This window comes from Klebsiella michiganensis (genome assembly GCF_002925905.1).
GTDB classification, from domain to species: Bacteria; Pseudomonadota; Gammaproteobacteria; order Enterobacterales; family Enterobacteriaceae; genus Klebsiella; species Klebsiella michiganensis.
The window spans coordinates 217,579-235,974 of the sequence record NZ_PRDB01000001.1 but is presented as its reverse complement, the minus strand read 5'-3'; the positions used below and the strand labels follow the sequence as shown (position 1 = coordinate 235,974).

Below are 18,396 nucleotides of genomic sequence, written 5' to 3'. Positions count from 1 at the left end.
ATGTCTCAACCATCCATAGACGTAGCGGGCAAAAGCAGCGCTTTTTTATTACAACCGCTTGCCTGCATTATTATTTTAGCGCTGTATGGAACGCAGGGCGCGCTGGCTCAGGATGAGTTCGATATGGCGGCGCTGGAGACCAGTGGACCCAAACTTAACGTTGATCTCAGCCAGTTTTCCCAACCCGGTTCACAGCTACCGGGTCGCTACCACGTAGACGTTTATGTGAACCATGAGCAGGTTGACACGCAAACGCTGGACTTTGTGCAGGATAAACATGGGCAGCTTACGCCTGTGGTGACCCCCGCGCTGTTGGCGCAGTGGGGTATTAAGATTGGTGATATCGATACGCTGCGGAACAAGAACAGTATCAACGATCTGGCTGCAACCGTCCCGGATAGCCAGATCAGACTCGATTACAGCCAGATGCGTCTGGATCTCACCATACCGCAGGCTGACGTCAACAGCGCGGCGCAGGATTCCGTCAGCCCGACGCTGTGGGATGAAGGAGTGCCGGCGCTGCTGCTGGGCTATGACTTTAACGGTTCAAACACCTGGCGCGACGAGAACGATTCTGGAAGGGAAGATAGCTATTTTCTGAACCTGCACAGCGGCATTAACCTGGGCGCGTGGCGGCTGCGAAACTACAGCACCTGGACCTACAGCAAATCGCCGGAATATCACGACACCACAAGCGGCGAAGACGTTAGCAGCGGCGGGAGCAGCGAAAGCGACTGGAGCTCCATCAACACCTTTTTACAACGCGACGTGCAGGCCGTACAGGGGCTGTTAACGCTGGGCGATGCGACCACTCCTTCCGATGTTTACGACGGTTTTACGTTCCGCGGCGTCCAGCTTTCTTCAGACGATGACATGCTGCCTGACAGTCTGCGCAACTTTGCGCCAACGGTACATGGCATTGCAACCAGCAACGCGACGGTCACCATTCGCCAGAATAATAGCGTGATTTACCAGAAGCAGGTACCGCCGGGGCCGTTTAAGATCGACGATCTCTACCCAAACTCCACAAACGGCGACCTACTGGTAACGATTAAAGAGTCAGACGGCAGCGAACGCAGCTTCGTCCAGCCGTTCTCCAGCGTGGCAATCATGCAGCGCGAAGGGCATCTTAAGTATGACTTCACCGGAGGTAAATACCGCAGCAACAGCGATGGTCAGGAGCCGAAGTTCGCCCAGATGACGCTGATCTACGGCCTACCGTACGATATGACGATATACGGCGGTACGCAGCTGGCGGATAGCTACCAGAACGGGCTGTTGGGGATGGGATTCACCCTCGGTGAACTGGGCTCCATCTCCTTTGACGGGGCCTATTCCTCGGCCGATTTGAGCAATGACGAGCACAAAGAGGGGCAGTCCATACGCGCCCAGTACTCAAAAAGTATGCTCAGCACCGGCTCAACGATCACGCTGGCGGCATACCGTTATTCCACTAAGGGCTACTACAGCTTTCAGGATGCGGCGGATCTAATCGTCGATGATTCTCACGATGACGACCTGAACGACCAGGATGAATTTGACTTAAGCCATAACAAACGTTCCCGCTGGCAGCTGTCACTCAGTCAGTCGCTACCAGAGGGCTGGGGATCGCTTTATGCGAGCGGCTACCAGCAGGATTACTGGGACGAAGGTGGATATGAGCGAAACCTGTCCCTCGGCTACGACACCAGCTGGGATGGCATGACGTTGGGCCTGAACTACACCTTCAGCAGCATGCCGGGAACAGAGGACGACCATCAGGGCGCGTTGAATATCAGTATCCCGCTGAGTAAATGGCTGCCGAAAGCCTATGCCGGATACAGCCTCAACACTAACCGCCACGGAGACACCACCCAGCAGGTCAGCTTGTACGGTACGGCTTTGAAGGATTCGAACCTTAGCTATAGCGTGATGGAAGGCTACAGCAACCATGAAAATTCCGGCAATAACGGCACGCTATCCGTCGATTATACCGGTCGCGCGGGCGAAGCGAACATGGGTTACAACTACGATCCGGACAGCAGGCAGGTGAACTATGGCGTGCAGGGCGGAGTGGTGGTGCACCCTTACGGCGTCACCTTTTCGCAGTCGCTGAGTGAGGATATCCAGTCGCTGGCGCTGGTGCGCTCGCCGGGGGTCAGCGATGTGACCGTGGAAAACGGCACCGGGGTCAGCACCGACTGGCGCGGTTATGCCATCGTACCTTATCTGACGCCGTATCGCCGCACGACGGTAAGGCTTGATACCAGCACCCTGGCCGACAATGCGGAAGTCGATAGCTCCACGGCGCAGGTGGTGCCGACGGAAGGGGCGATTGTACTGGCGGGGTTTAAAACGCATATCGGCGCGAGGGTGTTGATGCATCTGCATCACGCGAGTACGGACGTTCCTTTCGGCGCCACCGTCACGCTGGCAGAGGACGACAGCGTCAACAGCATCGTTAGCGACGGCGGTTCAGTGTATCTGACCGGGATGCCGCAGCAGGGCGACATCCTGGCACAGTGGGGCAAAGGAAAAAATGCGCAGTGCCATGCCCATTATCAGCTGCCGCAAGAGGGTGAAAAAACTGGCGTAATTAATCTTGATGCGCAATGTCAGTAGAGAAAAGGTGGTGAAATGAAAAACAGAACAACATGCAGGCCGCCGTTGACAGGGCAGCGCGAGGCAAACACACGGTTTTTTCGCCAGGCGGTAATGGCTGGATGCGCTTGCACGCTATCGCTGAATGTCTGGGCTTCAGAGTGTTACTCGAGTGTTGCCTCAACGAGCGTTGATCTGAAAACGATATCGGTGTCGCCGGATCTGGCCGTTGGACAATCGATTACCGGCGGCGATAAAACGTTTGATTCGGTTCAGTTTGCGTCATGTGAATCCTCATTTACGGTAGAGAAATACTTTTATGGTTATCTCTATTCGTCGTTGGCTTCGGCGGGAACCTATAACGGCCGACTGACTTTTAAAACCAATTTGTCCGGCGTTGGCGTTCAGCTTGGCGCCAGCATGTCGGATACGAAAGGGGCCTCGGGCAACGGCTGGATAACCAGCGGCTCGTCAATAAAGCTGTTAACCGATGACAGTATCGGTTGGGGGGCGATGATTTATATGTCGATTACCCCAAAGCTTAATTTAATTAAAATCGCCGATTCGGTAAGCGGCGGTACGCTCTCCGGAAAGGTTGGTTACGGTCAGGCGAACGGCAACCAGGGATCGGCAAATATCGATATTAATTTCACTGGCACGTTGTCGGCCAGCGGCTGTACCCTCTCCGGCGGCTCGGATCTGAGTTTTACGCTTGATGATGTGCAAAAAAGCGAACTGCCTTCGGTCGGGAGCACCTGGGGAGAGAGCAGTGAAAAAGATATATCGCTGAGCTGTACTGCCGGAACGAATGTCTATTTTACCCTTAGCGGCACACAGGAACCTGGCACCAGTGATACCAGTATATTAAAGAATAATGGCACCGCTAAAGGACTTTCCGTGCAGGTGATGGATCTGCATGGCGGCGGTAATCACCCGGTCAATCTGAATTACCGCTGGTCGCCGATTACCAGTTCAGGGACGACGGCAAAAATACCGCTCGCCGCGCGTTATATTCGCACGGGCGACTTAACCCCGGGCTCCGTTGACGCCAGCGCCACCTACACGCTTGATTATGATTAAGGAGAATGAATATGTTTCTGCGTTTATTTTTTCTCCCTTTGTTACTGCTAGCGATAGCGTCACTGGCTGAGGCTGACGGGGGCAATATTCATATTACGGGAAATTTGACGGCTCAATCCTGCACAGTAGATGGCGCTACAGATTTTACGCTTTCTTTGGGTACGGTTGACCGGGCGGATTTACCTTCTGTGGGTTCAACGGCTAATCAGGTTGGACTCAATATCCCGCTAAGTTGTATCAGCGGTACGAAAGTAATAATACAGATTGACGGCACCAGCGTAAGTGACAATAACACGGTCATGGTAAATACCGGTACCGCGGAGGGAGTCGGTACGCAATTACTGGAGCCCAACAATAACAACAGGCCTGTCCCACTCGGGAGTTCCTGGACAATTATCGAAAATTCACAGACCAGCGAAGTGATTACTCTTGGCGCCAGACTCTACAGAACAGGCGATGTGGTTCCCGGAACGGTGAATGCGACGGCGACTTATACCCTCTCATATGAATGAAAATGACAGGGTAGATATTTTTCTGCCCTGTCAGGTTATCGCGCTGTGCTTTCATCAGACCGCAGGCGGTCAGTAATGAAATCTCGATATGATTTATGCAGGTGCAGTTCGTGAGTTCTTTTGCTTGCCGCTAAACATTTGATGTGATTTTTAGCGTAAAAAGTGAACAATGACACAGCGTTTTTAATTCAGAATACAAAATCGCGGATGGTCCCGCACGACTACGCGCCAGTACAAACAATAAAAACCCGCATTAACAATCAGTTAATGCGGGTTAGTCAATGCTCACATACTGAGCTTATTTACCAATACAGAAACTTGAGAAAATGCGTCCCAGCAGGTCGTCGGAGGTAAACTCGCCGGTGATTTCGCTCAGGCTTTGCTGGGCCAGGCGCAGCTCTTCCGCCAGCAGCTCGCCAGCCCAGGCGCCCAGCAGCTGCGCTTTACCCTGCTGAAGATGCTCTGCGGCGTCGGACAGCGCCTGCAAATGGCGGCGGCGCGCCAGAAAGCCGCCTTCCATATTGGTTTCAAAGCCCATGCTCTGCTTGAGATGATTACGCAGCACGTCTACGCCCTCGCCGGTACGCGCCGAAAGGCGAACAAGTGAGTGGTCATTCACTTCGCTCAGCCCCAGCGTTTCGCCGGTGATATCCGCCTTGTTGCGCACCACGGTAATCGGCAGGTTTTTCGGCAGACGGGCGATAAAATCTGGCCAGATATCTGCCGGATCGGTCGCATCGGTGGTGGTACCATCGACCATAAACAGCACGCGATCGGCTTGTTCAATCTCCTGCCAGGCGCGTTCGATGCCGATACGTTCGACCTCATCGTTCGCATCGCGCAGGCCGGCGGTATCAATGATGTGCAGCGGCATACCGTCGATATGGATATGCTCGCGCAGCACGTCGCGGGTGGTACCGGCAATATCGGTGACGATAGCCGCCTCCCGGCCCGCCAGCGCGTTCAGCAGGCTTGATTTCCCGGCGTTCGGCCGCCCTGCAATGACGACCTTCATCCCTTCGCGCAGCAGGCTACCCTGGCGCGCTTCGGCGCGCACGGCGTCAAGATCGGCGATAACGTCGTTTAGCTGGGCTTCGATTTTGCCATCGGAGAGGAAGTCGATCTCCTCGTCCGGGAAATCAATGGCCGCTTCCACGTAGATGCGCAGGTGCGTCAGCGCTTCCACAAGATGGTTTACGCGAGTGGAGAATGCGCCCTGCAGCGAATTCAGCGCAGAACGCGCCGCCTGCTCGGAGCTGGCGTCGATCAGGTCGGCAATGGCTTCTGCCTGTGCCAGGTCGAGCTTGTCGTTTAAAAACGCGCGCTCGGAGAACTCGCCGGGCCTGGCGATGCGCACGCCCGGCAGCGTCAGAATGCGTTTCAGAAGCAGGTCGAGGATAACGGGGCCGCCGTGGCCCTGAAGCTCCAGCACGTCTTCGCCGGTAAAGGAGTTCGGGCCGGGGAACCACAGCGCAATCCCCTGATCCAGCGCGCTGCCGTCGCTGTCTTTAAACGGCAGGTAGTCGGCATAGCGCGGCTTCGGCAGCTTGCTCAGCACCGCCTGCGCAACGTCGCGCGCCTTCAGGCCAGAGATGCGCAGAATGCCCACACCACCGCGTCCCGGTGGGGTTGCCTGGGCGACGATAGTGTCGTTATGGCTCATGGTGACTCTCTATGTAGATGTAAAAAAGGCGGTCTATTGACCGCCTTCTCTGGCATTAACTTTACCGTAGATTCTCGAAATAGTTCAAGTTGCAGGAAGGCGGCAAGTTAGAGAGGCCCCTGGAGCTTACTGAAGTAAGTGACCGGGGCGAACTAACGAAGCCAACGCATCTGCGGCTTGAAGAATGAAGAGAATCAGGATTTTTTCTTCTCGCGGCTATGCAGGCCACGCTTCTCCAGACCACGGTAAATCAGCTGCTGCTGAATAATGGTGACCAGGTTGCTGACGATATAGTAAACCACCAGACCTGACGGGAACCACAGGAAGAACACCGTAAAGATGACCGGCATAAAGGTCATGATCTTCTGCTGCATCGGGTCGGTCACGGTGGTCGGAGACATCTTCTGGATGAAGAACATCGTCGCGCCCATGATGATCGGCAGGATGTAGTACGGGTCTTGCGCAGACAGGTCGTGGATCCACAGGATAAACGGCGCATGACGCAGTTCAACCGAGGCGCTCAGCATGTAGTACAGCGCAAGGAAGATTGGCATCTGGATAATCAGCGGGAAGCAGCCACCCAGCGGGTTAACCTTCTCAGCTTTATACAGGGCCATCATTTCCTGGCTTTGACGCTGCTTGTCGTCGCCCAGACGCTCGCGCATTGCCTGAATCTTCGGCTGCAGCATACGCATCTTCGCCATGGAGGTGTACTGCGCTTTAGTCAGCGGGTACATGATGCCACGAACGATAAAGGTGATGACGATGATGGAGAAGCCCCAGTTGCCCAGGAAGCTATGGATCCATTTCAGCAGTTTGAACAGCGGCTGAGAGATAAACCACAGCCAGCCGTAGTCGACGGTCAGGTCAAGATGCGGCGCAACGGCGGCCATTTTGTCCTGAATGGCCGGGCCGACCCACAGGGTGCTTTCCAGCTTATCGGTTTGACCCGGCTGCACCAGAACCGGCTGAGATTTGTAGCCGATTGCCACAATACCGTTGCCGAGATTCGCGGTGTAGAAGTTGTTAGTACCGGTGTTCTGCGGAACCCATGCGGTAGTAAAGTACTGCTGCAGCATGGCAACCCAGCCGTTTTTGGTGCTGACGTTCAGGTTTTCGTTATCGACGATAGTATCGAATTTATATTTTTCGTACTTTGTTTCAGACGTTGAGTACGCCGCGCCACGGAAGGTGTGCATCGTCGTCAGACCGCCGGTCTGCGTGTCGCGATGCGTCGGCAGGTTGGCGGTTTGCTTCAGCTGGCCAAAGGTCGACAGTTCCAGCGGTTTTTCGCTGGCGTTCTGCACGCTATAGCCGACGTTCACCGCATATTCACCGCGCTTCAGGGTGAAAGTTTTAGTGAATACGTTGCCTGCTTTATCGGTGTACGTCAGAGGAATGACGATTTCGTTCTGGCCATCAGCCATCACAAACGCATCTTTATCGACGTTATACAACGGACGCGGTCCGTTAGCCGGGTTGTCCGGGCCATCACGACCGGTCAGGCCGCTCTGCGCCTGATAGGTAAACTGCGGCGTGGTTTCCAGAAGCTGGAACGGCTCAGTTGACTTCAGCTCTTTCGGATAATCCAGAAGCAGCGCTTGCTCAACATCACCACCGCGGGTGTTGATGGTCAGGTCAAGCACATCGGTTTTTACCGTAATCAGTTTCCCCTGGCCACTGGCCGGTACGCCCTGGTCGGCGGCGCTACCCGTTGCTGTGGTCGTTGTCTGCGTGGTCTGCTGCTGGGGTTGAGGATTGTTATCCTGCTCCCAGGCTTGCCAGATCATGAAAGACACGAACAACAAAGCGATGATAAGAAGATTGCGTTGCGAATCCATCGTTAGTGTTCTCTGGTATCAAATGGTCCAGGCGGGACGGGATCGTCACCACCAGGGTGTAAAGGGTGGCATTTTAATACGCGTTTCACCGTCAACCAACTGCCTTTTATCAATCCAAACCTGCGCAATGCCTCAATTCCGTATTGAGAACAGGTCGGCGTGAAACGACAGTGCGGCCCGAGTAGCGGACTAATCAGGCGCTGATAGACCCGAATCAGGCCTATCAGGACCCGCGAGCCAGGCGACAGTGGCGGCGCCATAATTTTTCCAACGCTTCCGAGAGAGCACGGTTATCGAGGTCGGCAACCCCTTTCTTCGCCACCACCACGAAATCCATTGGCGGGAGTTCATGTTGACGTAAACGGAAGCTTTCACGCGTCAGACGTTTAATCCGATTGCGTTCATGCGCGCGCTTGACGTTTTTCTTGGCGACGGTAAGACCGATGCGGGGATGCCCCAGCGAATTTTGGCGGCCGAGGATGGTGATTTGCGGCGTGCCAGCCCGTAATGGCTGCTGGAAGACGAAAGTGAAATGACTGGGAGTTAACAAGCGTAACTCCCTGGGAAATGCGAGCTTAACCACTCAGGGTTAGCTTTATTACTTGGAAACGGTCAGACGAGCGCGGCTTTTAGCACGACGACGTGCCAGAACCTGACGACCATTTTTAGTAGCCATACGAGCACGGAAGCCGTGAGAACGGTTGCGCTTCAGTACAGACGGTTGAAAAGTGCGTTTCATGGCGATTTCTACCTAAACTTGAATAATTTCACTGACTTTCGCGTAAATCCGAACGAATTTCGAACGGCCTACGCCTCAGCGTGGGTGATTAAAGAGGCCGGATTGTAATAATTGTACACTCCGGAGTCAATTCTCTTTCCTTATTTCTCGCACCTTGCCGCACAAAAAACAGGCGATGGCACGCTGCGGAAAACGGGCATTACGCGCCGGGTGGTGGATTATACGACCTGGTGGATAAAGCGCAAGGATCGCAAAGGATCTTTGTTAGATCGATTAAGCCCAAAACCAGGATAGTTCATTAATTTTTCCAATATGCGGCTGAAATCGTGCTCCACTCCAGCCAGGATCGATTACACTTACCCAGCTTCGATCCTTCCTGTGGATAAATCGGGAAGAATCTGTTGAGAAACACAAGATCTCTTTCTCAGTTTAGGCTATGATCCCCGGTCCCGATCGGGATCCAGAGATCCGCATCGGGTAATAACCGCAGATAGCGGTTCGCACGTCACCCCTTTTGTGCAGGGGCTTTTCGGCTATGCAGGGTCTTGTCGACGTGTGCCAACAATCACGATTGTTTCAGTTTCTCTTTATATATCGATTTTTGTTCGAGTGGAGTCCGCCGTGTCACTTTCGCTTTGGCAGCAGTGTCTTGCCCGATTGCAGGATGAGTTACCAGCCACAGAATTCAGCATGTGGATACGCCCTTTGCAGGCGGAATTGAGCGATAACACGCTGGCACTGTATGCGCCAAACCGTTTTGTGCTCGATTGGGTAAGGGATAAATACCTCAATAATATCAATGGACTCCTCAATGATTTTTGCGGTGCGGATGCCCCACAGCTGCGGTTTGAGGTGGGCGCTAAGCCTGCCGTTCAGATGCAGAGAGGTACGGTAAGCGTTGCGGCCGCAGCGCCTGCGCAGCAGATCCAGACGGCGCGCGTTGCGCCCACTATCGTGCGTCCGGGCTGGGATAACGTTCCGGCGCCGGCAGAACCGACCTACCGCTCTAACGTCAACGTCAAACATACGTTTGATAACTTCGTCGAAGGTAAATCCAACCAGCTGGCTCGCGCGGCGGCGCGTCAGGTTGCGGATAACCCCGGCGGCGCGTACAACCCGCTGTTTCTTTATGGCGGCACCGGCCTTGGTAAAACGCACCTTTTACATGCGGTGGGTAACGGAATTGTGGCGCGTAAACCCAATGCGAAAGTGGTTTACATGCACTCCGAGCGTTTTGTACAGGACATGGTAAAAGCCCTGCAAAACAACGCCATTGAAGAATTTAAGCGCTATTACCGCTCCGTTGACGCACTGCTGATCGATGACATTCAGTTTTTTGCTAATAAAGAGCGCTCGCAGGAAGAGTTTTTCCACACCTTTAACGCCCTGCTGGAAGGCAATCAGCAGATCATCCTGACGTCGGATCGCTATCCGAAGGAGATCAACGGGGTTGAAGATCGTCTGAAATCACGCTTCGGCTGGGGGCTGACGGTTGCGATCGAGCCGCCTGAGCTGGAAACCCGCGTGGCGATCCTGATGAAAAAAGCCGATGAAAACGACATCCGCCTGCCGGGCGAAGTGGCGTTCTTCATTGCCAAGCGCCTGCGCTCTAACGTACGTGAGCTGGAAGGGGCGCTGAACCGCGTTATCGCCAACGCCAACTTTACCGGCCGGGCGATCACCATCGATTTCGTACGCGAAGCGCTGCGCGATCTGTTGGCTTTACAGGAAAAACTGGTCACCATCGACAATATTCAAAAGACGGTGGCGGAGTATTACAAAATTAAGGTAGCGGACCTGCTGTCTAAACGCCGCTCCCGTTCGGTGGCGCGCCCCCGCCAGATGGCGATGGCGCTGGCAAAAGAGCTGACCAACCACAGTCTGCCGGAAATCGGCGATGCGTTTGGCGGCCGCGACCATACCACCGTCCTGCACGCTTGCCGTAAGATTGAGCAACTGCGTGAAGAAAGCCACGATATCAAAGAAGATTTTTCCAATTTAATCAGAACATTATCCTCGTGACGCTATGAAATTTACCGTAGAACGTGAACATTTATTAAAACCGCTGCAACAGGTGAGCGGTCCTTTAGGTGGTCGTCCGACGCTACCGATTCTTGGCAACCTGCTCCTTCAGGTTACCGATGGCGCGCTGTCGCTGACCGGTACCGATCTGGAAATGGAAATGGTCGCGCGCGTTGCGCTGATTCAGCCGCACGAAGCGGGAGCAACAACCGTTCCGGCGCGTAAATTTTTTGATATCTGCCGCGGCCTGCCTGAAGGCGCGGAGATCGCGGTACAGCTGGAAGGCGAGCGTATGCTGGTGCGTTCCGGTCGCAGCCGCTTCTCGCTCTCTACGCTGCCTGCAGCGGATTTCCCCAACCTTGATGACTGGCAGAGCGAAGTTGAATTTACCCTGCCGCAGGCGACCATGAAGCGCCTGATCGAGGCGACGCAGTTTTCGATGGCTCACCAGGACGTTCGCTATTACTTGAACGGCATGCTGTTTGAAACCGAAGGCAGCGAACTGCGCACCGTGGCGACCGACGGCCACCGCCTGGCGGTTTGCTCGATGCCGCTGGAAGAGTCCCTGCCCAATCATTCGGTGATCGTACCGCGTAAAGGCGTGATTGAGCTGATGCGTATGCTCGACGGCGGCGATACCCCGCTGCGCGTGCAGATCGGCAGCAACAATATCCGCGCTCACGTTGGCGACTTTATCTTCACTTCAAAGCTGGTGGATGGTCGTTTCCCTGACTATCGCCGCGTACTGCCGAAAAACCCGGATAAGCACCTGGACGCCGGCTGCGATATTCTCAAGCAGGCCTTTGCCCGCGCGGCGATTCTTTCTAACGAAAAATTCCGCGGCGTGCGCCTTTACGTCAGTGAAAATCAGCTGAAAATCACCGCCAATAACCCGGAACAGGAAGAAGCGGAAGAGATTCTGGACGTCACCTATGCCGGGACTGAGATGGAAATCGGCTTTAACGTCAGCTATGTACTGGATGTGCTTAACGCGCTGAAGTGCGAGAATGTGCGTATCCTGCTGACCGATTCCGTGTCGAGCGTGCAGATTGAGGATGCGGCTTCTCAATCCGCAGCCTATGTCGTCATGCCTATGAGGCTGTAGAAAATATCGGGCTATCTTACTTGTTATTCTGGCTCCGGGCAGTGCTCGCAATCCTCACGTACTTTAGTACGCTCCGGTTGCTGCGCGCTGGCCGTAACCAGACTAACTGCGCCGATAACGCCCTGGTTATGAGCTGATATGTCGCTATCCCGACTTCTAATCAAAGACTTCCGCAATATTGAAAATGCGGATCTCGCCCTATCCCCCGGCTTTAACTTCCTGGTTGGCGCCAACGGCAGCGGCAAAACCAGCGTACTTGAAGCTATCTACACGCTTGGCCACGGTCGGGCGTTTCGTAGTTTGCAGATTGGCCGCGTGATTCGTCACGAGCAGGAGTCCTTTGTCCTGCACGGTCGCCTGCAGGGCGAAGAGCGAGAAGTATCTATCGGCCTGACAAAAGATAAGCAGGGCGACAGCAAGGTGCGTATCGATGGTACCGACGGGCATAAAGTGGCGGAGCTGGCGCACCTGATGCCGATGCAGCTGATTACGCCCGAGGGGTTTACTTTACTCAACGGCGGCCCCAAATACAGAAGAGCGTTCCTTGACTGGGGATGCTTCCACAACGAAGCCGGATTCTTTACCGCCTGGAGCAACCTGAAGCGCCTGGTGAAGCAGCGCAACGCCGCGCTGCGTCAGGTCAGCCGCTATGCGCAGCTGCGGCCCTGGGATCTGGAGCTGATACCGCTGGCGGAGCAAATCAGCCGCTGGCGGGCCGAATACAGTGCCGCTATCGTCGAAGACATGGCGGATACCTGTCGGCAGTTTTTACCGGAGTTTGCTCTCACCTTCTCTTTCCAGCGCGGCTGGGAGAAAGAAACGGATTATGCCGAGGTGCTGGAGCGAAATTTCGAACGCGACCGCATGCTAACCTATACCGCCCACGGCCCGCACAAAGCGGATTTCCGCATTCGTGCCGACGGCGCGCCGGTAGAGGATACATTGTCACGCGGGCAGCTTAAGCTGCTGATGTGCGCCCTACGACTGGCGCAAGGCGAGTTTCTGACCCGTGAAAGCGGGCGGCGCTGCCTGTACCTGATAGATGATTTTGCCTCGGAACTTGACGACGCGCGGCGCGGGCTGCTGGCCAGCCGCTTAAAAGCCACGCAGTCGCAGGTTTTCGTCAGCGCCATTAGCGCTGAACACGTTATGGACATGTCGGACGAAAATTCGAAGATGTTTACCGTGGAAAAGGGTAAAATAGCGGATTAACCTAAGATGAAATGAGCGAGAAACGTTGATGTCGAATTCTTATGACTCCTCCAGTATCAAAGTCCTGAAAGGGCTGGATGCGGTGCGTAAGCGCCCGGGTATGTATATCGGCGACACGGATGACGGCACCGGTCTGCACCACATGGTATTCGAGGTTGTGGATAACGCTATCGACGAAGCGCTCGCAGGTTACTGTAAAGACATCGTTGTCACTATCCACAGCGACAACTCCGTCTCTGTACAGGATGACGGCCGCGGTATTCCGACCGGTATTCACCCGGAAGAGGGCGTGTCGGCGGCGGAAGTGATCATGACCGTTCTGCACGCGGGCGGTAAATTCGATGATAACTCGTATAAAGTTTCCGGTGGTCTGCATGGCGTAGGCGTTTCCGTTGTTAACGCCCTGTCGCAGAAGCTGGAGCTGGTCATTCAGCGCGATAACAAAATTCACCGTCAGATTTATGCCCACGGCGTGCCGCAGGCGCCGCTGGCGGTTACCGGCGAAACCGAAAAAACCGGCACCATGGTTCGCTTCTGGCCGAGCTACGAAACTTTTACCAACGTGGTCGAATTCGAATACGAGATTCTGGCAAAACGCCTGCGCGAGCTGTCGTTCCTGAACTCCGGGGTGTCGATTCGCCTGCGCGACAAGCGCGACGGTAAAGAAGATCATTTCCACTACGAAGGCGGTATCAAAGCGTTCGTCGAATATCTGAACAAAAACAAAACGCCGATCCACCCGAATATCTTCTATTTCTCCACCGAAAAAGACGGCATCGGCGTTGAAGTTGCGCTGCAGTGGAACGATGGTTTCCAGGAAAACATCTACTGCTTTACCAACAACATTCCGCAGCGCGACGGCGGCACCCACCTTGCAGGCTTCCGTGCGGCAATGACCCGTACCCTGAACGCCTACATGGATAAAGAAGGCTATAGTAAAAAAGCGAAAGTCAGCGCCACCGGCGACGATGCCCGTGAAGGCCTGATTGCCGTGGTCTCCGTGAAGGTGCCGGATCCGAAATTCTCCTCGCAGACCAAAGACAAGCTGGTCTCCTCTGAGGTGAAATCGGCGGTCGAACAGCAGATGAACGAACTGCTGAACGAATACCTGCTGGAAAACCCGTCTGACGCCAAAATCGTGGTCGGTAAAATCATCGACGCGGCGCGCGCTCGCGAAGCCGCACGTCGCGCGCGTGAAATGACCCGCCGTAAAGGCGCGCTGGATCTGGCTGGCCTGCCGGGCAAGCTGGCGGACTGTCAGGAACGCGACCCCGCGCACTCTGAACTGTACTTAGTGGAAGGGGACTCTGCGGGCGGCTCTGCGAAACAGGGGCGTAACCGTAAGAACCAGGCGATTCTGCCGCTGAAAGGTAAAATCCTTAACGTTGAGAAAGCGCGCTTTGACAAAATGCTCGCGTCTCAGGAAGTGGCGACGCTGATTACCGCGCTGGGCTGCGGCATTGGCCGCGATGAGTACAACCCGGACAAACTGCGCTACCACAGCATCATCATCATGACCGATGCGGACGTCGACGGCTCGCACATTCGTACGCTGCTGCTGACCTTCTTCTATCGCCAGATGCCTGAAATCGTTGAGCGCGGACACGTCTACATTGCCCAGCCGCCGCTGTACAAAGTGAAGAAAGGCAAGCAGGAACAGTACATTAAAGACGACGAAGCGATGGATCAGTACCAAATCTCCATCGCGCTGGATGGCGCCACTTTGCATACCAACGCCAACGCGCCGGCCTTAGCCGGCGAGCCTCTGGAGAGACTGGTTGCCGAGTATAACGCCACGCAGAAAATGATTACGCGTATGGAACGTCGTTATCCTAAAGCCCTGCTGAAAGAGCTTATCTATCAGCCGACGCTGGCGGAGGCCGACCTGGCGAACGAGCAGACCGTAACGCGCTGGATCAACGCCCTGGTGAGCGAGCTGAACGAGAAAGAGCAGCACGGCAGCCAGTGGAAATTTGATGTCCGCGAGAACGCCGAGCTGCAGCAGTTTGAGCCGATCGTTCGCGTGCGTACCCACGGCGTGGATACCGACTACCCGCTGGATCACGAGTTTGTCACCGGGCCGGAATACCACCGTATCTGCGCGCTGGGCGAAACGCTGCGCGGTCTGATTGAAGACGATGCCTTTATCGAGCGCGGCGAACGTCGTCAGCCGGTGGCCAGCTTCGAGCAGGCGCTGGACTGGCTGGTGAAGGAGTCCCGTCGCGGCCTCTCTATCCAGCGCTATAAAGGTCTTGGTGAGATGAACCCGGATCAGCTGTGGGAAACTACCATGGATCCGGACAGCCGCCGCATGCTGCGCGTGACCGTCAAGGACGCGATTGCCGCTGACCAGCTGTTCACGACCCTGATGGGGGACGCCGTTGAACCGCGTCGCGCCTTTATCGAAGAGAACGCCCTCAAAGCGGCAAACATCGATATTTAATCGTCGTACACCGCCATACTCAGGCCGCGCGTTTAGCGCGGCTTTTTTGTGGGCTCAGGCCTGTCCAGCGACATCACGGACGGTAAGCGGCTGGCGAGCGTATCGACGGCAATTCTCACCCTCAGCGGTAGATGCGGCGTCTGTTGCCAGACCGCGTGAACGTCGAAGCGCACATCCGGCGCCTGCTTTAACAGCGGAACGAGTTTTCCCTGATGAATTTCTTTGCTGACCATCCAGCAGGGCAGCCATGCAATGCCGTGTCCGGCCAGCGCAGCGTCGCAAATCGCCTGCAAATCATCCATATTGAGCGATGAACGGGGAGTGAAGGTGTGCGAGGCACCTTCGCTATCCATCAGCTGCCAGGAGAGCACTCTGCCTGCCTGCAGATAGTTAATGGCCGCATGATGGGGTAAATCATCAACGCTTTGCGGCGTGCCCTTCTTCAGCAGATAATCCGGCGCGGCGCACAGCACCATGCGGTGTTCTCCCAGTCTTCTGGCGACCAGAACGCTGCTGTCCTGAAGCGTGCCGTTACGCACCGCCATATCAAACCCTTCCTCGACGAGATCCACCACGCGATCGCTGAATGACATCTCCAGCTCAAGGCCTGGATGTTCCTGCGCCAGCGCGATCAGCAGCGGGGCGACGCACTGGCGGCCAAACAGCACCGGCATGGCCACGCGCAGGCGGCCACTGACCTGCTGTTTCCCCGTTTCCAGCAGCGATTCTGCGCCCCGAATTTCCTCCAGCGCGCGCAGGCAGTGTTCATAAAAAAGGGCGCCGTTGTCGGTCAGGCTTTGGCTGCGGGTCGTACGTTGAAACAGACGTACCCCCAGTCGCTCCTCAAGGCGAGCGATGCTCTTTCCTACCGCCGAACGCGACAAATGCAAACGGATTGCGGCCTGAGCAAAACTCCCCGCCTCAACGGCGGCCACAAAAACCGGAATATCCTTCAGCGTATCGGTCATAGATTGTATCTTTTCTTTCATCAATAATGGGAAAACTTATCGCCACTGGCGACCCTGAGTCAACGGTAGACTGTCGCTCCTGAAGCTTATTTAATGGCAGGAGAGAAAAAATGACTGAGACAATGCAACGCTGGTCCATGGACGCCCTCGGGCGCGATAACCTCAAACTCATCCAGGCGCCTGTTCCGCAGCCAGGGCCGGGTGAAGTCTGCGTACGGGTGAACGCCGTTGCGCTCAACTATCGCGATAAAATGGTCATTGAAGGCACCATGCCGATTGCGCTTTCCTTCCCGTTTACGCCGGCGTCCGATATGGCGGGCGTGGTGGAAAGTACGGGCGAGGGCGTCACGCGTTTCACACCCGGCGCTCGCGTCATCTCGACCTTTTTCCCGGAGTGGGTCGACGGTAGGCCAACAGCGGACGCCCGCACTTTGCCCTATAAAACGACCGGCGGTTACTTCCAGGGCATGCTGTCTGAGTACGTGATTGTGAATGAAAACGGGCTGGTGGCCGCCCCGGAAACCCTGGATGACGCCGAGGCCAGCACGTTACCGTGCGCCGGGCTTACCGCATGGTTCGCGCTGGTGGAGCGCGGTCATTTACGCGCCGGGCAATCGGTGCTGGTGCAGGGCACGGGCGGTGTGGCGATATTCGCTTTGCAAATTGCCAAAGCGCAGGGGGCAGAGGTTTTTGTCACGTCCGGGAGCGATGAAAAACTGGCGCAGGCCAAACAACTCGGCGCCGATTATGGCATCAACCGGCTTAAAGGCGACTGGGCTGAAGGGATATACGAACTGACGAACGATCGCGGCATCGACCACATCATTGAAACCGTTGGCGGGGAGAACCTGAGGCATTCCCTGCGCGCCGTGGCGGTTCATGGGCGTATTTCGGTCATCGGCGTGCTGGCCGGCAGTGAAATCTCGCTGCCCGCGGGCGAACTGTTGCTGAAATCCCCGGTGATTCAAGGTATTGGCGTTGGGCACCGTCGCGCACTGGAAGATTTCGTCCGCGCCGTTGACGTGACCAGGCTGAAACCGGTGATTGAGCACCGTTACCGCTTTAACCAGCTTGCACAGGCGCTTGAACACCTCGATCGCGGTGCGTTTGGCAAAATCGTGCTCACCCGCGAGTAAGACCCCGTTCCCCGGATCTTGCCTAAAAGGGGGGGTTCTGCTGCGCAATGTAGCTCTATTTTTGTGGGCTTAATCGCGTTAGCATGAGTAAGGACTCATCTTACCCGGGGATTTCATGGCTATTAAACTGATTGCAATCGATATGGACGGCACGCTGCTGCTGCCTGACCACACTATCTCTCCTGCGGTGAAAACCGCGATTGCCGCAGCCCGTGAACGCGGCGTCAACGTGGTGCTGACCACCGGCCGTCCTTACGCTGGCGTGCACAGCTATCTGAAAGAACTGCATATGGAGCAGCCTGGAGATTACTGCATCACCTATAACGGTGCTTTAGTGCAGAAGGCGAGCGACGGCAGTACCGTTGCGCAAACCGCGCTGGGCTACGACGACTACCGCTATCTGGAACAGCTGGCCCGCGATGTCGGCTCCCACTTCCACGCGCTCGATCGTAACACCCTGTATACCGCGAACCGCGATGTGAGCTATTACACGGTACATGAATCCTACGTGGCGACGATCCCGCTGGTCTTCTGCGAAGCCGAAAAGATGGATCCGAATATCCAGCTGCTGAAAGTGATGATGATCGATGAGCCGGCGATTCTGGACAAAGCTATCGCCCGCATTCCGGCTGAAGTGAAAGAGAAGTACACCGTGCTGAAAAGCGCGCCGTACTTCCTTGAAATTCTTGATAAACGCGTCACCAAAGGTACCGGCGTGAAATCGCTGGCCGATGCGCTGGGCATCCAGCCGGAAGAGGTGATGGCGATTGGCGATCAGGAAAACGACATCGCAATGATTGAATACGCTGGCGTCGGCGTGGCGATGGATAACGCGATTCCGGCCGTCAAAGAAGCGGCAAACTTTATCACCAAATCCAATCTGGAAGACGGTGTGGCATATGCTATTGAAAAATATGTCTTAAACTAAAAATCTCTTTCTGAAAAACCCGCGTTAATCGCGGGTTTTTTTATGCCCTGAGTTTACCCCGCCGCAAAATCTCCAAACCGAATTGTCGTTTTTGTGATCTAAATTGTAGTACAACATGTTTGTGTTGTACTACATTGTGTTCATGGCAATGACGAGTGGCATCACGT

The 18,396-nt window shown here is 55.3% G+C and carries 16 protein-coding genes; 9 read left to right on the top strand and 7 right to left on the bottom strand.

From position 1 onward, the window contains the following. The 3 genes from CDA56_RS01165 (at window position 1) to CDA56_RS01155 (ending at window position 4,172) form a co-directional block, all read left to right on the top strand. Window positions 1-2,601 carry a fimbria/pilus outer membrane usher protein gene (locus CDA56_RS01165; protein ID WP_064375114.1) on the top strand — a complete coding sequence of 867 codons (2,601 nt, stop codon included), beginning with the start codon at window positions 1-3 and terminating at the stop codon, window positions 2,599-2,601. Between the two features lie 189 nt (window positions 2,602-2,790). After that, window positions 2,791-3,660 (top strand): fimbrial protein, encoded by an 870-nt coding sequence (locus CDA56_RS01160; protein ID WP_025107556.1) that lies wholly within the window; start codon window positions 2,791-2,793, stop codon window positions 3,658-3,660. An 11-nt stretch (window positions 3,661-3,671) separates the two neighbouring features. Next, the gene (locus tag CDA56_RS01155) at window positions 3,672-4,172 is read left to right on the top strand and encodes a fimbrial protein (RefSeq protein ID WP_165795138.1); all 501 of its coding nucleotides are present in this window, start codon (window positions 3,672-3,674) and stop codon (window positions 4,170-4,172) included. A gap of 298 nt (window positions 4,173-4,470) precedes the next feature. On the opposite strand, the gene mnmE is transcribed toward CDA56_RS01155, so the two are convergent. The 6 genes from mnmE to CDA56_RS31635 form a co-directional block, all read right to left on the bottom strand. Further along, window positions 4,471-5,835, bottom strand: coding sequence for a tRNA uridine-5-carboxymethylaminomethyl(34) synthesis GTPase MnmE (mnmE, locus tag CDA56_RS01150; protein ID WP_048262964.1), 1,365 nt, complete (start codon window positions 5,833-5,835; stop codon window positions 4,471-4,473). Window positions 5,836-6,029: 194 nt separating this feature from the next. Continuing rightward, the gene (gene yidC, locus CDA56_RS01140; RefSeq protein ID WP_004855708.1) at window positions 6,030-7,676 is read right to left on the bottom strand and encodes a membrane protein insertase YidC; all 1,647 of its coding nucleotides are present in this window, start codon (window positions 7,674-7,676) and stop codon (window positions 6,030-6,032) included. A gap of 2 nt (window positions 7,677-7,678) precedes the next feature. Further along, window positions 7,679-7,936: a membrane protein insertion efficiency factor YidD gene (gene yidD, locus CDA56_RS01135; protein WP_004871831.1), complete on the bottom strand. Its 258-nt coding sequence runs from the start codon at window positions 7,934-7,936 to the stop codon at window positions 7,679-7,681. Then, on the bottom strand, window positions 7,900-8,259 hold the full coding sequence (rnpA, locus tag CDA56_RS01130) for a ribonuclease P protein component (protein ID WP_004871829.1): 360 nt from the start codon (window positions 8,257-8,259) through the stop codon (window positions 7,900-7,902). Before rnpA ends, yidD begins: the two co-directional genes overlap by 37 nt. Before the next feature lie 15 nt (window positions 8,260-8,274). After that, window positions 8,275-8,415 (bottom strand): 50S ribosomal protein L34, encoded by a 141-nt coding sequence (gene rpmH, locus CDA56_RS01125; RefSeq protein ID WP_004871828.1) that lies wholly within the window; start codon window positions 8,413-8,415, stop codon window positions 8,275-8,277. Between the two features lie 218 nt (window positions 8,416-8,633). After that, window positions 8,634-8,714, bottom strand: coding sequence for a hypothetical protein (locus CDA56_RS31635; protein ID WP_418271147.1), 81 nt, complete (start codon window positions 8,712-8,714; stop codon window positions 8,634-8,636). Window positions 8,715-9,036: 322 nt separating this feature from the next. Here CDA56_RS31635 and dnaA point away from each other — a divergent pair, with 322 nt between their 5' ends. From dnaA to gyrB, 4 genes are all read left to right on the top strand, one after another. Beyond that, window positions 9,037-10,437, top strand: coding sequence for a chromosomal replication initiator protein DnaA (gene dnaA, locus CDA56_RS01115; RefSeq protein ID WP_004871826.1), 1,401 nt, complete (start codon window positions 9,037-9,039; stop codon window positions 10,435-10,437). Between the two features lie 4 nt (window positions 10,438-10,441). Next, a complete protein-coding gene (dnaN, locus tag CDA56_RS01110) occupies window positions 10,442-11,542 on the top strand; it encodes a DNA polymerase III subunit beta (protein ID WP_004107206.1) in 1,101 nt (366 codons plus the stop codon). 138 nt (window positions 11,543-11,680) lie between these two features. After that, window positions 11,681-12,754, top strand: a complete 1,074-nt coding sequence (gene recF / locus CDA56_RS01105) for a DNA replication/repair protein RecF (RefSeq protein WP_004126948.1) — start codon at window positions 11,681-11,683, stop codon at window positions 12,752-12,754. Window positions 12,755-12,782: 28 nt separating this feature from the next. Further along, entirely contained in the window at window positions 12,783-15,197 is a 2,415-nt protein-coding gene (gene gyrB, locus CDA56_RS01100; RefSeq protein WP_004126944.1) for a DNA topoisomerase (ATP-hydrolyzing) subunit B, read from the top strand. Window positions 15,198-15,229: 32 nt separating this feature from the next. Here gyrB and CDA56_RS01095 read toward each other — a convergent pair whose 3' ends face one another. After that, a complete protein-coding gene (locus CDA56_RS01095; RefSeq protein WP_046877132.1) occupies window positions 15,230-16,165 on the bottom strand; it encodes a LysR family transcriptional regulator in 936 nt (311 codons plus the stop codon). A 110-nt stretch (window positions 16,166-16,275) separates the two neighbouring features. On the opposite strand from CDA56_RS01095, the gene CDA56_RS01090 reads away from it, so the two are divergent. Together CDA56_RS01090 and yidA are read left to right on the top strand one after the other, a co-directional pair. Then, complete coding sequence (locus CDA56_RS01090) at window positions 16,276-17,301, top strand: zinc-dependent alcohol dehydrogenase family protein (protein WP_103815118.1); 1,026 nt, start codon at window positions 16,276-16,278, stop codon at window positions 17,299-17,301. Window positions 17,302-17,416: 115 nt separating this feature from the next. After that, window positions 17,417-18,229 carry a sugar-phosphatase gene (yidA, locus tag CDA56_RS01085; RefSeq protein ID WP_004855697.1) on the top strand — a complete coding sequence of 271 codons (813 nt, stop codon included), beginning with the start codon at window positions 17,417-17,419 and terminating at the stop codon, window positions 18,227-18,229. Window positions 18,230-18,396 lie beyond the last annotated feature (167 nt).